We start from the raw sequence: 18,662 nt of genomic DNA on the forward strand, positions 1-18,662 counted from the left end.
TCTCAGCTGACGTCGTCCTCGTGCCAGCCGAAGCTCTTCTCCACCGCCTTGCGCCAGTTGTGGTACTCACGGTCGCGCACGGAGTCCTCCATGGACGGTGTCCACTCGACGTCCTTCTGCCAGTGCGACTTCAGCTCGTCGAGGTCGTTCCACACACCGGTCGCGAGACCGGCCGCGTAGGCCGCGCCCAGACAGGTCGTCTCGGACACCCGGGGACGGATCACCGGCACGCCCAGGACATCCGCCTGGTGCTGCATCAGCAGATTGTTCTTGGTCATGCCGCCGTCCACCTTGAGGGTGGTGATCTGCACGCCGGAGTCCTGGAACATGGCGTCGACGACCTCACGGGTCTGCCAGCTCGTCGCCTCCAGGACCGCGCGGGCGAGGTGCGCCTTGGTGACGTACCGGGTGAGGCCGGTGACGACACCGCGCGCGTCGGAGCGCCAGTAGGGGGCGAACAGGCCCGAGAACGCGGGCACGATGTACGCGCCGCCGTTGTCGTCGACGCTCGCGGCCAGCGTCTCGATCTCGTCGGCGTTGCGGATGATGCCGAGCTGGTCGCGGAACCACTGCACCAGGGCGCCGGTGATCGCGATCGACCCTTCGAGGCAGTAGACGGGCGCCTCGCCGCCGATCTTGTAGCCCATGGTCGTCAGCAGCCCGTTCTTCGAGGGGACGGGCCGGTTGCCGGTGTTGAGCAGCAGGAAGCTGCCGGTGCCGTACGTGTTCTTGGCGGTGCCCACGTCGTAACAGGCCTGCCCGAAGACCGCCGCCTGCTGGTCGCCGAGCGCCGAGGCGACGGGGACGCCCGCCAGCTGGCCCACGGCGGTGCCGTACACCTCGGCCGACGACCTGATCTCGGGCAGCACCGCCTCGGGGACGTTCATCGCCGCGAGGATCGACGCATCCCACTGAAGGGTCTCCAGGTTCATCAGCATCGTGCGCCCGGCGTTGGTGACGTCGGTGACGTGCCGACCGCCGTCCGTGCCGCCGGTCAGGTTCCAGATCAGCCAGGAGTCGATGGTGCCGAAGGCGATCTCGCCGCGCTCGGCACGCGCGCGCAGCCCTGGCACGTTGTCGAGCAGCCAGGCCGCCTTGGGGCCGGAGAAGTAGCTGGCCAGCGGCAGGCCGGTCTGTTCGCGGAAGCGGTCCTGGCCGTCCGTGCCGCCCAGCTGGTTGCAGAGCGCCGAGGTCCGGGTGTCCTGCCAGACGATCGCGTTGTGCACGGGTTTGCCGGTGGCCCGGTCCCACAGGACCGTCGTCTCGCGCTGGTTGGTGATGCCGAGCGCGCTCAGCTGGTCGGCGCGCAGCCCCGCCTTGGCGATCGCTCCCGCGACGACCGCCTGCACCTTGGACCAGATCTCGGTGGCGTCGTGTTCCACCCAGCCCGGCTTGGGGAAGATCTGGCGGTGCTCGCGCTGGTCGACGGCGACGATCGCGCCGCTCCGGTCGAAGATGATGCAGCGGCTGGAGGTGGTGCCCTGGTCGATTGCGGCGACGTACTTCTCGGCGTTCTCCGTCATGGCGTCCCCTTACGTCTTCTTCGTCAGAAGGCTGCGTTGGAAGGCTGCGTTCTCGTCAGAAGGCTGCGTTGTAGATCGCGGCCCCGATGGCGGCGCCGGCGATCGGGCCGACCACCGGGATCCAGGAGTAACTCCACTCCGAGGTGCCCTTGTTGGGAATCGGCAGCAATGCGTGGGTGAGGCGCGGTCCCAGGTCACGGGCCGGGTTGATGGCGTACCCGGTGGGGCCGCCCAGCGATAGTCCGATACCGACCACGAGGAACGCGATGAGCTGGACGGGCAGTCCCGCGTCGCCGATCCCGGCCACGTGTTTGTGGCCGCCGACCATGGCCAGGATGGGCAGCATCAGGCCGACGGTGGCGATGGTCTCGGTGATGAGGTTCTGCACGGGATGGTTGATTTCCGGCCGGGTCGAGAAGATGCCCAGCGTCTCGATGGCGTTGTCCTCGTCGGCGTTGAGGTTGAACTGGCCGAGGTAGAGCAGCCAGCAGAGCACGGCGCCGACGATGGCGCCCGCGAACTGGCCCAGAATGTAGAAGGGAACGTCCTCCCACTTCGTCGAGCCCTCGATGGCGAAACCGATGGTCACGGCCGGGTTGATCTGACCGCCGGACAGCGGCGCCGCGGTGTAGGCCCCGGCGAGCACGCCGAAACCCCATCCGAACGCGATGACGACCCAGCCTGCGCCTTGCGCCTTGGACTTGTTGAGGGTGACCGCGGCGCAGACCCCCGCGCCGAACAGAATCAGAATCGCAGTGCCGATCAACTCGCCGACAAAAATGTCGCTGTTGCTCATGGCGGCTCCTAGGCCTCGCCCGGAGCGGTCCGCTCCGGGCCACCGTGCGGGGTGCGTTTCCCATGGCTACTTCAGCCGAAGGCAGGGAGGTCCCGCGCCCCGCCCGGCGTCCGTGACGAGCGTGCCGTCGCAGCGGAATCGCCCGTGGGGGACGGCCTTGGAAACAGGTCGGGAACCCGAGCGGTGCGGTCCCTGAAGACGCCCGAATGCGGCGATGCCGACTGACATCCGGAAGTGTTCACCGGCGCCCAGAGGGCGTCAAGGTCGCCGACGGCAACGGTTGAGGGCAGTGAACGAGCCAAGATCGGGACGCGGTACGGGCCTGTCCGGGACACGGTCTCGGGCGGACAATCCCTTCGCCCTCACCCGTCACAGAGGTCCCGGGCCGCGCGGCCGTTGCGTAAATACCTCCCGGTCCGTCGCTCAACCGGCCTGTGCCCGCTCCGCCCCCGCGCCACGCAGGACCTCATGTCCCGGCAGTCCCGCCCGCCCCAGCACCCAACTCGCCCCGCTCAGAGCCTTGGCGGCCTGCTTGAGCGGTGCCAGGCAGGCCGCCGCCTGTCGGTGGTCGGTCACGCTGCCCGGCGTGCACAGGACCGTGGCCAGCGACAAGGTGACGGGCCGTCCGCCCGCCGACCAGGGCGCGTCGAGTACCGTGCCGGCCAGCGGGCCGAGAGTCTCCGGATCCGCGAGGACCAGGAAGTCGTCGCCGCCGATGTGTCCCACCCGGGTCGTCCCGGAAGCCGCGTGCTGCAGCGTTCGCCCCACCGCCCGGATCAGCTCGTCACCCGCGGCGAAGCCCGCTCCGTCGTTGACCTGCTTGAAGTGATCGACATCGAGCCAACTGAGCGCGAACGTCGAGCCGTCGGCGATCCGCCGGTCCACCTCGCCGGTGATCGCGTCCGAACCGGGCAGCCTGGTCAGCGGGTTGAGCCCGGCCGCCTCCTCGACCCGGCTCTCGGAGAGCGCTCGTACGAGATCGGCCAGGCGTACGACACCCACGCACCGCCCGTAGTGATCGACGACCGCGACATCGTCCGACGTACGGTCCCGCTCGCCGTCCGCCACCACGTCGAGGACCTCCCACGCGGTCGCGTCGGCGCCGACCGTACGCGGCGGATCGCCGAGCTTGGCGGCCGGCCGGTCGGCGTACAGGGCATGCCCGTACGGCCCCGACATCGACAGCAGGAACCGTGACCGGTGCACCGAGCGGACCGGGATCCCGGAGGGATCCACGAGCAGCACACCGGACACGTCGGGCGAGCCGGTGAGCAGCGCCCGCACCTGCCCCGCGGACGCCGTCGCGGGCAGCAGCGCGGCGGGCCGCACGAACTGCCGAACCGACGGTCCCGACCGGGGGGCCGCCGCGACGCCGGGGGAGAGGGCCGGAACGTATACGTCCGCGACGGGCAGCCGTGCGGGCGGCGCGAACAGCTCGCCCTGCGCCAACTGCGCCCCCGCCGACACCGCGGCCGCGCACTGCAGCTCCGTCTCGACGCCCTCCACGGACAGCAGCGCGCCCAACTGCTCGCACAGCGTCCGCATCGCCCGGACCGCCGCCGGTCGCGTCAGCAGGGACGCGTCGAGCTTCACCAGCTCGGGCGCGAGATCCGTGAGCAGCCGCAGGGGTACGTCGCCGTCGCCCACTCCGTCCGCACAGATCCGGAATCCTTCGCTCCGAACCGTGGACACCGCCTCCAGCAGGGCCTGGTGGGGCACGTGCGTGTACGGCGGACCGATGTCGATCGTCACCTCCCACGGCAGCCGACCGGCCTCGCGCACGGCGTCGCGCAGCGCAGCGAGCCGTCCGAGATCGGCCAGTGTCCCGGCGAAGACATTCACGTGCAGCGGCAGCATCGTCTCCCTGCGGGCCGCGGCGCGCATCGCCAACGCCGCCAGCCGCCCGTCGAGTTCGGGGTCGCGACGGGCCTGTGCCAGGATGTCGCCGGATTCGGGACGGGCGAGTATCTCCAGCGCCGCAACCCCTCCGGTCGTCAGGTTGACGACCGGCTGGAAGGCGAAGCGGACAGTATCCGTCCAGGAGGGCACGGGAGCATACTGGCCCCGCCCGCGCAGGCCCGGGCGCGATTCACGAGCTGTTCACGCAGCATTCCGAGGTCGTCACACCGAGTGCAGACGGCCGCGGGGCGAGCGTCCGTGGACGGTGGTCGTCGCGGCGCGCGCCGCCCCTGGACGCGGCGCATTCGGCCGGCCGCCGGCTCAGCGGACGGCGATGACCGACGAACCGTGTCCGAACAGCCCCTGGTTCGCCGTGATCCCCACGCGCGCGCTCGCGACCTGCCGGTCGCCCGCGTCCCCGCGCAGCTGCCATGTGAGCTCGCACACCTGGGCTATGGCCTGTGCCGGAACGGCCTCTCCGAAGGAGGCCAGTCCGCCGCTGACGTTCACCGGTATGCGCCCGCCCAGCGACGTGGCACCCTCCCGCAGCAGCTTCGCGGCCTCGCCCTCCCCGCACAGCCCCAGGTCCTCGTACCACTGCAGTTCCAGGGCCGTGGACAGGTCGTACACCTCGGCGAGCGAGAGGTCCTCGGGACCGATGCCCGCCTCTTCGTACGCCGCCCGCGCGATCGAGGCCCGGAAGCTGCCGGCCGCGGGTTCCACCGCGACGGCGGAGTCCGTGGCGATGTCCGGGAGGTCGAGCACGGTGTTGGGGTAGCGCGGTGTCACCGTCGACACCGCGCGGATCCGTACGGGGTCCGCCGCCCCGTGCCGTCGAGCGAAATCCATGCTCGACAGCACGAGGGCGGCGCCCCCGTCGGACGTCGCACAGATGTCGAGCAGCCGCAGCGGGTCGGCGACGACGGCGGAGCCCGCCACCTCTTCGGCCGTGACCCTCTTGCGGTACCGCGCGTTCGGATTCAGCGCCCCCAGGGCGGCGTTCTTCACCTTGACCTGCGCGAAGTCCTCCAAGGTGTCCCCGTGCACGGCCATCCGCCGCCGCGCGTACAGCCCGAAGTACGTCGGATTCGTCGCTCCGAGGACCCGGAACCGCAGCCAGTCGGGATCGTCCGGCCTGTCCCCGCCCGCCGGACGGAAGAATCCCTTGGGCGCCGCGTCGGCGCCGACCACGAGGACCACGTCCGCGAGGCCCGAAAGGATCTGTGCCCGCGCGGTGTTGATCGCCTGCGCCCCCGACGCGCACGCGGCGTACACACTCGTGACCCGCGCTCCCTGCCAGCCCAGGGCCTTCGCGAACGTCGCCCCCGCCACGTACCCCGGATAGCCGGCGCGCACGGTGTCGGCGCCCACGACCGAGCCGATGTCCCGCCAGTCGACCCCGGCGTCGGCCAGCGCCGCACGCGCCGCCACGACCCCGTACTCGACGAATCCGCGCCCCCACTTGCCCCATGGGTGCATGCCCGCGCCGAGCACCGCCACCTCACCGCTCATGCCGTCACCCCCGTACGCCACATGCTCTTCATGCCGTCACCCCCGTCGGCCGCCAGTGCCACGTCGTCCAGGTCGTCTCCTCGTCCTCGTTCAGCACACCGGGGACGACCTCCACCTCCATGCCCACCGCCAGGTCGCAGACGGTGATCCCGGGAACCGTCTGACCGAGTACGACGATCCGCTCGGATTCCAGCTCCACAGCGATCAACGCATAGGGTTCCCACGAGAGTTCCGGATCAGTCACATACGGTGACGGAGGCCGGTACCGGCTGTCGGTGTACGACCAGACACGACCGCGCCGGGACAGCGGTACCTCGGTCAGCTCACCGCCCCGGCATCCCGGATTCCGGCAGAAGGAGTCCTCGCGGGGGAAGAAGACCGAGGTGCACGTGGAGCAACGCGTGCCGAGGAGACGGAACTCGTCCCCTTCCCCGGCGAACCATCCGGTCATCACGGGCGTACGTGTACGTGGACGCGACAAGACCCCTCCACAGCACTGGATCTGACGGAACGTCAGAAGTGTGCCACGGGCATCGGGAAATGGGCAGCGCGACGGAGAGAACCGTGGAGGCCTCCTGGGCGTCGGAGTATCGGGAGGTGCGGCCGGGGCCCACGGGGGTGGTTCCGGCCGCACCTCCCGGTTCGGCTCCGGGGCCCGTTGGGCGATCCAGTGATTCCCTCACTCGATGGTGCCCGACCTCAGGCGATTCCTTCCCCTACGGATCCCGCACCTGATAGATGCAGGGGACATGACACGACTCTCCACCGCCGTACGCGGTCTGGTGACCACGCTCGCCGCCTTACTGGCCGTGACCGCGGCCTCCGCCACCGCCCGGGCGACGCCCGAGCCGAAGGCTCCCGAGGACTTCGTGGCCCTGGGATCCGTGGACCCGACGATCATCCAGGAGATGCGCTACTTCACGCCGCACAACTTCGTGGGCGAGCGCATCGACGGCTACCGGCAGCCGATCTGCATCCTGACCCGGCCCGCTGCCGAAGCCCTCCACAAGGCTCAGGTGACACTGCTGCACGAGGGCTACACCCTCAAGGTCTACGACTGCTACCGGCCGCAACGCGCTGTCGACCACTTCGTGCGCTGGGCCGAGGACCTCGACGACCAGGCGATGAAGCCCGAGTTCTATCCGCAGGTCGACAAGACCCGTCTGTTCGAGGACGGTTACATCGCGGAGAAGTCCGGACACAGCCGCGGCTCGACGATGGACCTCACGATCGTGCGGCTGCCGGCGAGGCCGACCCGTCCGTACGTCCCCGGAGAACCCCTCGTGCCCTGCTACGCGCCCCAGGACGAGCGCTTCCCGGACAACTCCGTGGACATGGGTACCGGCTTCGACTGCTTCGACACCCTCGCGCACACGCTGGACCCACGCATCCAGGGCGTGCAGCGAGCGAACCGGCTCCTCCTGAAGACCACTCTCGAAGACCTCGGATTCGTCAACCTCGCCGAGGAGTGGTGGCACTACACGTACAAGCCCGAGCCCTACCCCGACACGTACTTCGACTTCCCCGTGTCCAAGAAGTCACTGACTTCGTCCCGCTGAGCCGGGCCGGTCCGCCCCGTGGCGGCGGGGCGGACCGCATCACGAGACGCACTTCGACAGGCGCCCGGACCCGTTCCTGGTGAGGCACCCGAAGACGAGCGAGAAGTGATCGGCTACAGTCCGCGGCGTGTCCGCAACCCCGCACCCACCCGCCGACTTCGCGCCGGACTCGCACTGTTCGAGCTGCGGAGCACCCTACGGAGAAGACAACTCCGGCTGGCCCCGCACCTGCGCCGTCTGCGGCGGCGTGGCCTACCGCAATCCGCTGCCGGTCGCGGTGGCCCTGCAGCCCGTGTACGACGACAGGGGCACCGCCCTGGTCGTCATCACCCGGACCATCGCCCCCGCGCGCGGAGGCGTCGCGCTGCCCGGAGGGTTCATCGACCACCGGGAGGACTGGCGGCACGCCGTCGCCCGGGAACTCAAGGAGGAGACGGGAATCGACGTGGCGAGCCGCGAGGTTCGGCTCGCCGACGCGATGAGCTCTCCCGCCGGTCACCTGCTGCTCTTCGGACTCCTACCGGAGCGCCCGGCCGCCGAACTGCCGCCGTCCGCCGCCACGGACGAGACCGAGGGCTGGCACCTGCTGCGCCGGCCCGCCGAGCTCGCCTTCCCGCTGCACACCTTGGCGGCGCGCGCATGGTTCGAGGGACGGTACGTCTGAGGGGGCCCCATGGGGGTCTCGGAGGCCGTCATCGCGCACCGAGGCCCCGCACCCGGACCGGATACCCCGGCTTGCCCGCTCCGCCCTCTCCGTCCCGCCGCACGACCACGTGCTGCCCCTCCCAGCGCGTCACGTAGCGCTCGAGCTCGGGCTCGTCCCAGCCGTCGCCGTGGTCCGGCACGGCGAGCCCGCCCCCGACCCGTCCGCGCGCCGGAGCCCACGCCTCCAGCTCAAGGCCGCCGTCGTCGCCCCGTACGGGTACGACGGCACCCGCGCGCGCCAGCACCGGAATCCGCGACAAGGGGGCATCGAGCAACACCTGGGCCGGCCCCTCGTACGCCTCCTCGGTGACCGTGTCGTACCAACGACCCCGGGGCAACTGCACGGCACGACGGTCGGCCCCATGGTCTAGCACCGGTGCCACAAGGAGGCAGTCACCCAGCATGAAGGCGTCCTCGCAGTCCCTGAGCGCCCGGTCCTCCGGTGCCGCCCACCACAGGGGCCGCACATAGGGTGCGCCCGTGCGGCGCGCCAGCAGCGCCAGCGTCATGAAGTACGGCAGGAGCCGCCGCCGCTCGACGAGAGCCGCGCGCGCGTGCTCCAGTACGTCGTCACCGAACTCCCATGGCTCCCGGCGACCCGCCCGCAGACTCGCGTGCGTACGGAACAACGGGAGATACGCGCCGAGCTGGAACCACCGCAGGTACAGCTCGGGAGCAGGGCTGCCGTCGAAACCGCCCACGTCGGGACCCGAGTACGGAACCCCGCACAGCCCGAGCCCCATCACCAGTGACAGCGAGGCCCGCAGCCCGGGCCAGCCCGTGGCCACGTCTCCGGACCAGGTCCCTCCGTAGCGCTGTATTCCGGCCCACCCGGAGCGCGAGAAGAGGAACGGCCGCTCCTGGGGATCCAGTTCACGCAGGCCCTCGTACGCGGCTCGGGCCATGCCCAGGGCGTACACGTTGTGCGCCTCACGATGGTCGCCGCCGCGTCCCTCCAGGGAGTGCCGGGCCGACCTCGGCAGCGTCGACTCCCCGAACGCCGTGAACGACGTCGGTTCGTTCATGTCGTGCCAGAATCCCGCGAACCCCTGCGCCAGCCGTTCCTCGTAGAGGCCGCCCCACCACTCCCGCGCACGCGTGTGCGTGAAGTCCGGATAGACCGACTCCCCGGGCCACGCGACTCCCCGCACAAGCCGGCCCGAGCCGTCCCGTACGAAGGCGTCCTCGGCGAGACCGCTGTCGTACACCGCGTTGCCCGGCTCGGACTTGACCGCCGGATCGACGATCGACACCAGCCGGATGCCGTCGCGGCGCAGTTCCTCGGCGAGCACCGGCAGCTTGGGGAAGCGTTCCCGGTCCACCGTGAACACCTGGTGGGCGTCGTAGTGATCGATGTCCAGGTGGACCGCGTCGAGGGGCAGACCGCGCTCCTGATAGCCCGCGACGATCCGCCGCACCTCCTGCTCGCTGCCGAAGCCCCAGCGCGCGTGATGGTGCCCCAGAGCCCACGCGGGCGGCAGCGCGGGCGCCCCGGTGAGCGAGGCCCAGGCATGCAGCACGCGCGCGGGGGTGCCCACCATCAACCAGCAGCGCAGTGGGCCGCCGTCCATCCGCAACTCGCATGTTCCCGCCCGGTCGTGCCCCGACCCCGCGCCCTCCTCGCCCTCGCGCAGGTGCACGGTGCCGTCCCAGGAGGTGTCGTGGAACACGAGATGCGTGCCCGCGTCGGAGACCACCATCTGCACGGGCATCGTGATGTACAGCGGATCGTCGCCCGGCGCGAAGGCGCGCCCGGGATCTGTGTTCCACAGCCGGTACGTCCCGTCACGCAGCCTGGGACCGGCCGCGCGCCCGCCCAGGCCGAAGAACCGGGCGTCGGCGGCCACTTCCGAGCGCTGCATCCACCGCGCGCCGCCCCCGTCGACCGGCTCCCACCAACGGGGCGGCAGATCACGGCGCAGGATCACACCACCCGGGGTTCGCACCTCGACGGCGCCGTGCCGCGAGACGACGACCGTCACCCGTTCGGCCACCACCCGCCAGCCGCCGTCCTTGTCGGGCTCCAGGACGGCCCGCGGGTCCGGCTCCGGGCAACGGCCCGCGAGCGCGTAGGACGGCTCCGGACCGGCCCCGTCCCAGCCCCAGAACACCGCCCCGCTCACCGCGACCGTGATCCGCAACTCGGACCGCGCGAACCGGACGACCCCACCCCCGGGCCCAGGCTCCGCCCCCTCCACCGGGCCGGGCACCCGCGCGCGCTCGGCCCCCCGTCGCGGCAGCCCGGCGGCGTCGGCACGCCTCCTTCGCCATGCGGCCCGCACGGTACGCAAGCCCTGGGCCGCCCCCGTCGAACCGACCGTCTTCACCGAACGCACCAGGTCACGACCGTCCATGCTGCTCACCCTGCCATTGCCTGCGCCAAATGAGTGAGTCGTTCAACTTCCGTTCACCCGCGATGGGGGCACATCTTCACGCGGACGACCATCTGCGGCGCACCCTGGTGCGGAAGTCGATCACATGGCATCGTCCGTGTCAGCCGCGTGACGCGCACACCCCAGCTCGTGCGCGACCGACGCACACAGTCCGGGAGCCGATTCATGTCCACCGCGAACCCCTCAGCGCTCTGGCAGCCCGACCCAGGGCGCATCACCCAGGCGCAGGTCACGAAGTTCCAGGCCTGGGCGGCCGAGCACCACGGAGCCCCGTCCGACGGCGGCTACCCGGCACTGCACAGCTGGTCGGTACGGGAACTGGACACGTTCTGGAAGGCCGTCACCGAGTGGTTCGACGTACGGTTTTCGACCCCCTACGCGCGCGTGCTCGGTGACCGCTCGATGCCCGGTGCCGAATGGTTCCCCGGGGCGACCCTGAACTACGGCGAGCACGCCCTGCGCGCGGCCGAGACCCGCACGGACGAACCAGCGCTCCTGTACGTCGACGAGACCCACGAGGCGACCCCGGTGAGCTGGTCCGAGCTGCGCCGTCAGGTCGGCTCCCTGGCCGCCGAGCTGCGCGCCCTCGGGGTACGCCCGGGAGACCGCGTCAGCGGCTATCTCCCGAACATTCCGCAGGCCGTGGCCGCCCTGCTCGCCACGGCCGCCGTAGGGGCCGTGTGGACGTCCTGTGCCCCCGATTTCGGCGCGCGCAGCGTCCTCGACCGCTTCCAGCAGGTCGAACCCGTCGTGCTCTTCACGGTCGACGGCTACCGCTACGGCGGCAAGGAGCACGACCGCCGTGACGTGGTCGCCGAGCTGCGCCGCGAACTGCCGACCCTGCGCGCCGTCGTCCACATCCCACTGCTCGGCACCGAAGCCCCCGAAGGCGCCCTGGACTGGTCCGAGCTGACCTCGGCGGACGTGGCGCCCGTCTTCGAAGAGGTCCCTTTCGACCACCCTTTGTGGGTGCTCTACTCCTCCGGCACGACCGGCCTCCCCAAGGCCATCGTCCAGTCCCAGGGCGGCATCCTCGTCGAGCACCTCAAGCAACTGGGCCTGCACTGCGACCTCGGCCCCGAGGACCGCTTCTTCTGGTACACGTCCACCGGCTGGATGATGTGGAACTTCCTCGTCTCCGGCCTGCTCACGGGCACCACGATCGTCCTCTACGACGGCAGCCCCGGATACCCCGACACGGGTGCCCAGTGGCGGATCGCCGAACGCACGGGAGCGACCCTCTTCGGCACGTCCGCCGCGTATGTGATGGCGTGCCGCAAGGCGGGTGTCCACCCCTCCCAGGACTTCGACCTCACGCGTGTGCGGTGCGTCGCGACGACCGGCTCGCCCCTGCCGCCCGACGGCTTCCGCTGGCTGCACGACGAGGTCCGCGACGATCTGTGGATCGCCTCCGTCAGCGGTGGCACGGACGTGTGCTCCTGCTTCGCGGGGGCGGTGCCGACGCTCCCGGTGTACATCGGGGAACTCCAGGCGCCGGGCCTCGGCACCGACCTCCAGTCCTGGGACCCCAGCGGCAAGCCCCTGATCGACGAAGTCGGTGAGCTGGTGGTCACCAACCCGATGCCGTCCATGCCCATCCGCTTCTGGAACGATCCCGACGGCAGCCGCTACCACGACAGCTACTTCGACACGTATCCCGGAGTGTGGCGCCACGGTGACTGGATCACGGTCACCTCGCGCGGTTCCGTCGTCATCCACGGCCGCTCGGACTCGACGCTCAACCGCCAGGGCGTGCGGATGGGGTCGGCCGACATCTACGAAGCCGTCGAACGTCTCCCCGAGATCAAGGAGTCGCTCGTCATCGGTGTCGAACAGCCCGACGGCGGCTACTGGATGCCCCTCTTCGTCCACCTCGCCCCCGGAGCCGCGCTCGACGAGGCCCTCCTGAACCGCATCAAGCAGACCATCCGTGAACAGCTCTCGCCGCGTCACGTCCCCGACGAGGTCATCGAGGTGCCCGGCGTCCCGCACACCCTCACGGGCAAACGCATCGAGGTTCCGGTCAAGCGCCTTCTCCAGGGAGCCCCTTTGGAGAAGGCGGTCAACGTCGGCTCCGTGGACAACGTCGAGTTGCTGCACTTCTACGAAGAGCTGGCCCGCAAGCGCGGCTGATCAACCTCCGTAGGTGGCCTCGGACTCGCCGAGCACGACAGCGAAGTCCGAGGCCAGGCGCACCGCGTCGGAGGGTTCGAGTTCCGCGACCGAGATCCGTACACCGGGCGCGGAAGCCAGCCTGAACCGCGCACCCGCCGCGACCCACCACCCGTAGGACCGCAGTCCATTGACGACGGCCGACTCGTCGCGCACCGGTACCCAGACATTCATTCCGCTCACGGAATGGCATGGGATCCCACGTTCCGCGAGTCGGTGTCGCAGTGCGTTCCGCCGCAGGGCGTACGTGTCCTGCGCACGGGCGACCAACGCACGCGTGTCGTCGTCCGTCATCAGCTCGTACACCGTCTCCTGGAGCAGGTGACTGACCCAGCCGGAGGTGAGCAGCATCCGGCCGTCGTGCCGGGCCAGTGTGATCGGATCACAGGCCGCAGCCGCCCACCGCAGGTCCGTCCCGAGGAACTTGCTCACGGTCCGCACGTGCACCCAGCGCGCGAGGCCGCCCGCGGCCAGAGCATGAAGAGGCGCATCGGCGACGGCGGACGCATGGTCGTTCTCCACCACGAGCACCTCGGGCTCTTCCTGGAGTACGGCGACCAGAGCGTCCCGGCGCTCCGCCGAGAAGCGACCGCCGTACGGATTCTGCGCCCGTGGACTGCACACCACCGCTCGTACGCCGGCCCGTAGCGCGTCGCGCAAGGCCTCGGGTCGCAGCCCCTGGTCGTCCACGGCCACCGGGACCGTACGCAGCCCCAGAGCCGTGACCAAATCCAGCAGATGGTGATAGCCGGGGTCTTCCATGGCGACGGCGTCGCCGGGACGCAACTCCACCGACAGCAGTCGCCCGATCAGATCGAGCGCGCCGTGCGCGAAGGTCACGTGTTCCGTCGGCACCCCGTCCGGTCGCAGCCAGTCGCGCACGGCGTCCTCCAACCGCGCCAGACGCGGCGTGCTGCGGTGCGACCGAGCGCCGGGGGAGAGCCGCGAGGGCGGCACCAGGTGCGGAAGCAGCCGAGGGTCGGGATGGCCACCCGCCAGGTCCCGCAGTCCGTCCGGCACTTTCGGTGGTCGCCGCGACGCCACCGAGGGAGCCGCGGCGACCACGGTCCCGCCCCGCCCGCGCGTCATGACGATCCCGCGCCGCCGCAGTTCCTTGTACGCCGTCGCGACCGTCCCCGGGCTCACCCCGAGCTCGTCGGCGAGCCTGCGTACCGGAGGCAGCGCCGCCCCCGGCCCCAACGCGCCCTCGGCCACGCCTCGTTCGACGGACGAGGCAATTCCCTTGGCCGTCGTACCACTGATCCCATATTGTGTTGCCACGTTACTAAGTATGTATCAATACATAATTGGAAGCAAGGGGGAACGGTGGGACCGATCAGCCGCGCAGCCGCATGGTCGAAACGCATTCCAGGAGGCCCTGACGGCCGAAGAATGCTCTGGATCGCCCTCGTCGACCGGACCGGCAGCGGCCTGTGGGCAGCCGTCTCGGTCCTGTACTTCACCTACGTCACCGGCCTGTCCGTGGCACAGGTCGGCACCCTCGCCGCGGTCTCGGGGGCCATCGGCATCGCCGGCGCACCGCTCGGCGGCCGCATCGCCGACCGCCTGCCCCTCACCCGCGTCCTGATCTCCCTGCAGATCCTGCGAGCCCTGGCCTCCCTCGCCCTGCTCACCACCGACAACTACGCCCTGCTGCTGGCCTTCTCGGCGGCCGGCAGCTTCGGTGACCGGGCCGCCAGCGTCCTCACCAAGCTGTACGCCACCCGCGTCTCCGGACCCGACCGCGTCCGCTACCAGGCCGTCACCAGAACCGTCGCCAACGCCGGATGGGCCCTGGGCGGCCTTTCCGCCGCGGCCGCTCTCACGATCGGGACCACCACCGCCTACCAGTGGCTCCTGACAGGAGACGCGCTGTCGTTCGTCGCCGCCGCTCTCCTCACCGTGCGCTGCGCCGAACCGCCGTCCCCCGCACGCATGATCGCCACGTCCAAAGACCCCGCCCCCGCCACCAGGCCGGCCAACCCCTGGCGCGACCGCGGCTATCTCGCGTACGTCGCCACCGAGACCGTCCTCTTCCTCGACGACGCCGTGTTCAAGGTCGGCCTGCCGCTCTGGATCGCCCACTCCGACCAAGTCCCTCACGGCCTCGCCCCATTGCTCATGGTTCTCAACAACCTGATGGTCGTGGCCCTTCAGGTCCCCCTGGCCCGCTTCGGCGCCACGACGGCCGCCGCGCGATCCCTGCTCCTCCCCCTCTCCGCCGCCTTCGCTCTCGGTGGCGTCGCCTTGGCACTCTCGGCCACGGGCGGAGCCTTCACCGCCACGCTGTTCCTCACGACCTCGGCCGTCGCCTTCACCGTGGCGGAGATGCTGCACGCCACCGTCTCCTGGGAACTCTCCGTCGCCCTCGCGCCCGGGACGGCCCAGGGCGCCTACCTGGGCGTCCATGGACTGGCGCAGTCCGCCCAGCGCAGCATCGGGCCACTCGCCGTCACCGCGGCCATCGCGACGGGCCCCCTCGGCTGGACGGCCTTCGGCGCGACCATCGCCGTGACCTGCGTGTTTCAGCACCACCTGGTGCGCGACCAGCTCTCCCGCGCCGCGTTGTCAGTGCCGCCAGTTACTGTGAGTGAGCATTGATCGACTGCGCACAGGGGGAAACATGGCGCACACCGAGTACCAGACCATGCGACGCGTCCTGCGCCGCGAAATCGCCGGCACCATCGGCCTGCTGACCGACGAGCACGACTTCACGGTGATGCGGCGCTACCGCACCTTCACATTCAACGACCACACGACCTACCTCCAGCAGGTGGAATCCCTGCTCAGGACCCTGGCAGCCCAAGGCAGCCACACCACGGTCGCGCTCTTCGACCCCGAGGATTACGCGGAGTTCTGCGCCCACAACGGCCTGGAACCCGACACCGCCGCCAGCCGCACACGCTTCACCGCCGAACTCGCCGCCACCGGCCCCACCGTTCCGTACGAGGGACAGCCCCTCGCCGAACTCGTCCCCGACCTCGTCGACGAAGCGGTCCGCAAAGCGACCTGGGAGTACGCGACCACACTCCTGGCCCGCATCGGCAACTGCGCGTCCTGCGGAGAGGACATCGGGCGAGCGTCCTTCGCCCGCGCCTCCCACCTGCTCACCCGCGTCCTGGACACCGCGAGCCCCGGCGAGCGCCATCTCGTGTGCAGCGTCTCCGCGGCACCCGAAACACTCGTCGCGGTGCTGCGCGCCGACGACGACGCCGAGGGCACCACCCGCCTCGACGAGGCGGAAGCCCTCGAATTCACCACCGTCCTGGCCCTGGGGCTTGCCACCGGCAGCGCCGGAGGACTCGTCATGCGCACCACCGCCCCCGACACGACCGACCGCGTCTACGGATGGCGGCTGCGCGGAGAAGGCCTGCAACCCCTCACCGCGGGCGAGGTCTTCGATGCCTACTGCACCGATGTCGCATCCGGAGACCTGGTCTCCCCGGAGTCAGGCGTCGACTACTGCGTACCACCCGACCTCGGCAGCGGAGAGGAGGCGACAGGCCACACGCACTGAACGCGAAGGGGCGCCCCACCCGCAGGTGGAGCGCCCCTGAGCAACCGTCGGTCGACACATGGTCCCGGCTACTCGCCGGACAGCACCGCCTGGGCCGCCGTGCGCGCCTCGTCGGCCGTGTCCGTGGCACGTGCCGCCGCGGCGGCACGCTCGCACTGCGCCAGCGTGTACTTGGCGAGCGTCGCCCGGACATAAGGAATAGACGCGGCACCCATCGACAGGGAGGTGACCCCCAGACCGGTCAGCACACACGCGAGCAGCGGATCGGACGCGGCCTCACCGCAGACACCACAGCTCTTGCCCTCGGCCTTCGCCGCCTCGGCGGACACGGCGACCAGGTCGAGCAGCGCGGGCTGCCACGGGTCCTGCAGGCGGGACACCGCGCCCACCTGCCGGTCGGCGGCGAAGGTGTACTGCGCGAGGTCATTGGTCCCCAGCGACAGGAACTCGACCTCCTGGAGGATCGAGCGAGCCCGCAGCGCGGCCGACGGAATCTCCACCATCGCACCGAACTTCGCCCTCAGCCCGGCGGCACGGCACGCGTCCGCGAACGCCTTGGCGTCGATGCGGTCGGCGACCATCGGCGCCATGACCTCGAGGTAGACCGGCAGCCCCTCCGCGGCCTTCGCGAGCGCCGTCAGCTGCGTACGCAGGACATCGGGGTGGTCGAGCAGGGTGCGCAGACCCCGTACACCCAGTGCCGGGTTCGGCTCGTCGGCCGGAGTGAGGAACTCCAGCGGCTTGTCCGCGCCCGCGTCCAGCACCCGCACCACGACGCGCCCCTCGGGGAACGCCTCCAGCACCTGCCGGTACGCCTCGACCTGCTTCTCCTCGGACGGCGCCTGCTTGCTGTCGTCCAGGAAGAGGAACTCGGTACGGAACAGACCGACACCCTCGGCCCCGGCCTCGACGGCGGCCGGCACATCGGCGGGACCGCCGACATTCGCCAGTAGCGGCACCTTGTGTCCGTCGGAGGTGGCACCCGGTCCGGTCGAGGTCGACAGCGCCGCCTTCCGCTCGGCAGCCGCGGCCTCCAGCTGCGCCCGCTTCTCGGCGCTCGGCTCCACGAAGATCTCGCCGGTGCTGCCGTCCACGGCGATCACCGTGCCTTCGGCGAGTTCTCCGGCGCCGGGGAGTGCGACGACGGCGGGCACTCCGAGCGCCCGAGCCAGGATCGCGCTGTGGCTGGTCGGCCCGCCCTCCTCGGTGACGAAGCCGAGGACGAGAGTGGGGTCGAGCAGGGCCGTGTCGGCGGGCGCAAGGTCACGCGCAATAAGGACGTACGGCTCGTCGCTGTCGGGGACGCCCGGCATGGGCACCCCGAGCAGCCGGGCGACGATACGGTTCCGCACGTCGTCGAGGTCGGCCACACGACCGGCGAGGTACTCACCGGCACCCGCCAGCAGCGCGCGATAGGAGGCGAACGCGTCATAGACGGCACGCTCGGCCGTGCTGCCGACCGCGATACGCCGATCCACGTCCGCCATCAGCTCGGGGTCCTGGGCCATCATGGCCTGCGCCTCGAGCACCGCCTGGGCTTCGCCCCCCGCCAGATTGCCGCGCGCCATCAGGTCGGCCGCCACAGCCTCGACGGCCTTGCGGGCGCGCCCCTGTTCGCGCTCCGCGTCCTCCGCCGGGATCTGCTTGGCAGGCGGCTCAAGCACCGCCGTTCCCATGTGCCGAACCTCGCCGATCGCCACACCGTGGCTCACGCCGACGCCTCGCAGCGTTGTCTCCATCTCACCCGTCTCCGATAGTGCGGCGCGTCCCGCCGCCGCGGTGGTTTTCGAACCTGCCGTCTATGACGGCAGCGCTGTTGATGTCACTGCCAGCTGAAAAGGGCGTCGCCGGCCTTCACATCGCCGTCCTCGCGGAGATCGGAGAGGGAGTCGGCCGTTGCCTCGAGCGCCACGATCGGGCAGATCGGGGACTTGCCGGCCACTTCGACGGCGGCCGGGTTCCAGCGCACGACGGCCTGGCCGCGCGTCACGGTGTCACCCTTGTTCACGAGAAGCTCGAAGCCCTCGCCATTGAGCTGCACTGTGTCGATGCCCAGGTGCGTCAGCACGCCATGGCCCTCTGCGTCGACGACGACGAAGGCGTGCGGGTGAAGCGAGACGATCACCCCGTCAACGGGGGCAACAGCCTCCCCGGGCTCACGCACGGGGTCGATCGCCGTGCCGGGGCCTACCATCGCTCCGGAGAAGACGGGATCCGGTACCGCGGCGAGTCCGATGGTGCGTCCTGCAAGAGGGGACGTCACGATGGTCATGGGAAGCCTCCCAGGGGTGGAGATTCATATGGGCCGTCACTGCCTGTACCGGACGGCGCACTGTTGAGCAGGGTATGTCATACGAACTGCCGGTTCCGCATGAGAGGTCCCGGTTGGCGGCCACTAGAGCACCGCGCAAACGATTTGCGCGCGCTCCAAACCCCCATGTAGAGTCGTACTCCTGCTTGAGGCCGAGCGGCGCGACCAAGCGTCCTTGCCTGGCAGCACCCAACTTGTCAGATCCTATCTCGGGGTCTGGTTCTGCATGTCCGCAGAGCCGTGGTCAGAGAGACGGAAAAACGCTGATAGTGTTT

Annotated in this window: 14 protein-coding genes; 5 read left to right on the plus strand and 9 right to left on the minus strand. The window is 70.4% G+C overall.

The features are described from left to right. Positions 1–2: 2 nt before the first annotated feature. The 5 genes from glpK to AQJ27_RS12385 form a co-directional block, all read right to left on the minus strand. On the minus strand, positions 3–1,523 hold the full coding sequence (gene glpK / locus AQJ27_RS12365; protein WP_067366283.1) for a glycerol kinase GlpK: 1,521 nt from the start codon (positions 1,521–1,523) through the stop codon (positions 3–5). Positions 1,524–1,578: 55 nt separating this feature from the next. Continuing rightward, on the minus strand, positions 1,579–2,319 hold the full coding sequence (locus AQJ27_RS12370; RefSeq protein ID WP_067366286.1) for an MIP/aquaporin family protein: 741 nt from the start codon (positions 2,317–2,319) through the stop codon (positions 1,579–1,581). 423 nt (positions 2,320–2,742) lie between these two features. Beyond that, positions 2,743–4,368: a GGDEF domain-containing protein gene (locus AQJ27_RS12375; protein WP_067366289.1), complete on the minus strand. Its 1,626-nt coding sequence runs from the start codon at positions 4,366–4,368 to the stop codon at positions 2,743–2,745. A gap of 171 nt (positions 4,369–4,539) precedes the next feature. Further along, on the minus strand, positions 4,540–5,730 hold the full coding sequence (locus AQJ27_RS12380; RefSeq protein ID WP_067366493.1) for a lipid-transfer protein: 1,191 nt from the start codon (positions 5,728–5,730) through the stop codon (positions 4,540–4,542). 28 nt (positions 5,731–5,758) lie between these two features. Next, positions 5,759–6,184, minus strand: a complete 426-nt coding sequence (locus AQJ27_RS12385; protein ID WP_067366292.1) for a Zn-ribbon domain-containing OB-fold protein — start codon at positions 6,182–6,184, stop codon at positions 5,759–5,761. A 295-nt stretch (positions 6,185–6,479) separates the two neighbouring features. Between AQJ27_RS12385 and AQJ27_RS12390 the strand changes: the two genes are divergently transcribed. Next, a complete protein-coding gene (locus tag AQJ27_RS12390; RefSeq protein WP_067366295.1) occupies positions 6,480–7,289 on the plus strand; it encodes a M15 family metallopeptidase in 810 nt (269 codons plus the stop codon). A 127-nt stretch (positions 7,290–7,416) separates the two neighbouring features. Then, positions 7,417–7,953, plus strand: a complete 537-nt coding sequence (locus AQJ27_RS12395) for an NUDIX domain-containing protein (protein ID WP_067366298.1) — start codon at positions 7,417–7,419, stop codon at positions 7,951–7,953. A 28-nt stretch (positions 7,954–7,981) separates the two neighbouring features. On the opposite strand, the gene AQJ27_RS12400 is transcribed toward AQJ27_RS12395, so the two are convergent. Further along, positions 7,982–10,348 carry a glycoside hydrolase family 31 protein gene (locus tag AQJ27_RS12400; protein WP_067366301.1) on the minus strand — a complete coding sequence of 789 codons (2,367 nt, stop codon included), beginning with the start codon at positions 10,346–10,348 and terminating at the stop codon, positions 7,982–7,984. A 204-nt stretch (positions 10,349–10,552) separates the two neighbouring features. On the opposite strand from AQJ27_RS12400, the gene AQJ27_RS12405 reads away from it, so the two are divergent. Continuing rightward, the gene (locus AQJ27_RS12405) at positions 10,553–12,520 is read left to right on the plus strand and encodes an acetoacetate--CoA ligase (protein WP_067366304.1); all 1,968 of its coding nucleotides are present in this window, start codon (positions 10,553–10,555) and stop codon (positions 12,518–12,520) included. Here the strand turns inward: AQJ27_RS12405 and AQJ27_RS12410 are convergent, their stop codons facing one another. Beyond that, positions 12,521–13,840, minus strand: coding sequence for an aminotransferase class I/II-fold pyridoxal phosphate-dependent enzyme (locus tag AQJ27_RS12410; RefSeq protein WP_067366307.1), 1,320 nt, complete (start codon positions 13,838–13,840; stop codon positions 12,521–12,523). A 111-nt stretch (positions 13,841–13,951) separates the two neighbouring features. On the opposite strand from AQJ27_RS12410, the gene AQJ27_RS12415 reads away from it, so the two are divergent. Continuing rightward, positions 13,952–15,160 carry an MFS transporter gene (locus tag AQJ27_RS12415; protein WP_067366310.1) on the plus strand — a complete coding sequence of 403 codons (1,209 nt, stop codon included), beginning with the start codon at positions 13,952–13,954 and terminating at the stop codon, positions 15,158–15,160. A gap of 22 nt (positions 15,161–15,182) precedes the next feature. Beyond that, a complete protein-coding gene (locus AQJ27_RS12420; protein ID WP_067366312.1) occupies positions 15,183–16,076 on the plus strand; it encodes a hypothetical protein in 894 nt (297 codons plus the stop codon). 68 nt (positions 16,077–16,144) lie between these two features. On the opposite strand, the gene ptsP is transcribed toward AQJ27_RS12420, so the two are convergent. After that, positions 16,145–17,815, minus strand: coding sequence for a phosphoenolpyruvate--protein phosphotransferase (ptsP, locus tag AQJ27_RS12425; protein ID WP_067366315.1), 1,671 nt, complete (start codon positions 17,813–17,815; stop codon positions 16,145–16,147). An 83-nt stretch (positions 17,816–17,898) separates the two neighbouring features. Continuing rightward, positions 17,899–18,348, minus strand: a complete 450-nt coding sequence (locus AQJ27_RS12430) for a PTS sugar transporter subunit IIA (RefSeq protein WP_067366318.1) — start codon at positions 18,346–18,348, stop codon at positions 17,899–17,901. Positions 18,349–18,662: the final 314 nt, after the last annotated feature.

It is taken from the genome of Streptomyces olivochromogenes (assembly GCF_001514115.1).
Taxonomy (GTDB): domain Bacteria; phylum Actinomycetota; class Actinomycetes; order Streptomycetales; family Streptomycetaceae; genus Streptomyces; species Streptomyces olivochromogenes.

Excerpts from the sequence above, each read along its gene's own strand:
- glpK (WP_067366283.1), bottom strand. The coding sequence starts at position 1,523 with ATGACGGAGAACGCCGAGAAGTACGTCGCCGCAATCGACCAGGGCACC.
- AQJ27_RS12370 (WP_067366286.1), bottom strand. The coding sequence starts at position 2,319 with ATGAGCAACAGCGACATTTTTGTCGGCGAGTTGATCGGCACTGCGATT.
- AQJ27_RS12380 (WP_067366493.1), bottom strand. The coding sequence starts at position 5,730 with ATGAGCGGTGAGGTGGCGGTGCTCGGCGCGGGCATGCACCCATGGGGC.
- AQJ27_RS12390 (WP_067366295.1), top strand. The coding sequence starts at position 6,480 with ATGACACGACTCTCCACCGCCGTACGCGGTCTGGTGACCACGCTCGCC.
- AQJ27_RS12400 (WP_067366301.1), bottom strand. The coding sequence starts at position 10,348 with ATGGACGGTCGTGACCTGGTGCGTTCGGTGAAGACGGTCGGTTCGACG.
- AQJ27_RS12405 (WP_067366304.1), top strand. The coding sequence starts at position 10,553 with ATGTCCACCGCGAACCCCTCAGCGCTCTGGCAGCCCGACCCAGGGCGC.
- AQJ27_RS12415 (WP_067366310.1), top strand. The coding sequence starts at position 13,952 with ATGCTCTGGATCGCCCTCGTCGACCGGACCGGCAGCGGCCTGTGGGCA.
- AQJ27_RS12420 (WP_067366312.1), top strand. The coding sequence starts at position 15,183 with ATGGCGCACACCGAGTACCAGACCATGCGACGCGTCCTGCGCCGCGAA.
- ptsP (WP_067366315.1), bottom strand. The coding sequence starts at position 17,815 with ATGGAGACAACGCTGCGAGGCGTCGGCGTGAGCCACGGTGTGGCGATC.
- AQJ27_RS12430 (WP_067366318.1), bottom strand. The coding sequence starts at position 18,348 with ATGACCATCGTGACGTCCCCTCTTGCAGGACGCACCATCGGACTCGCC.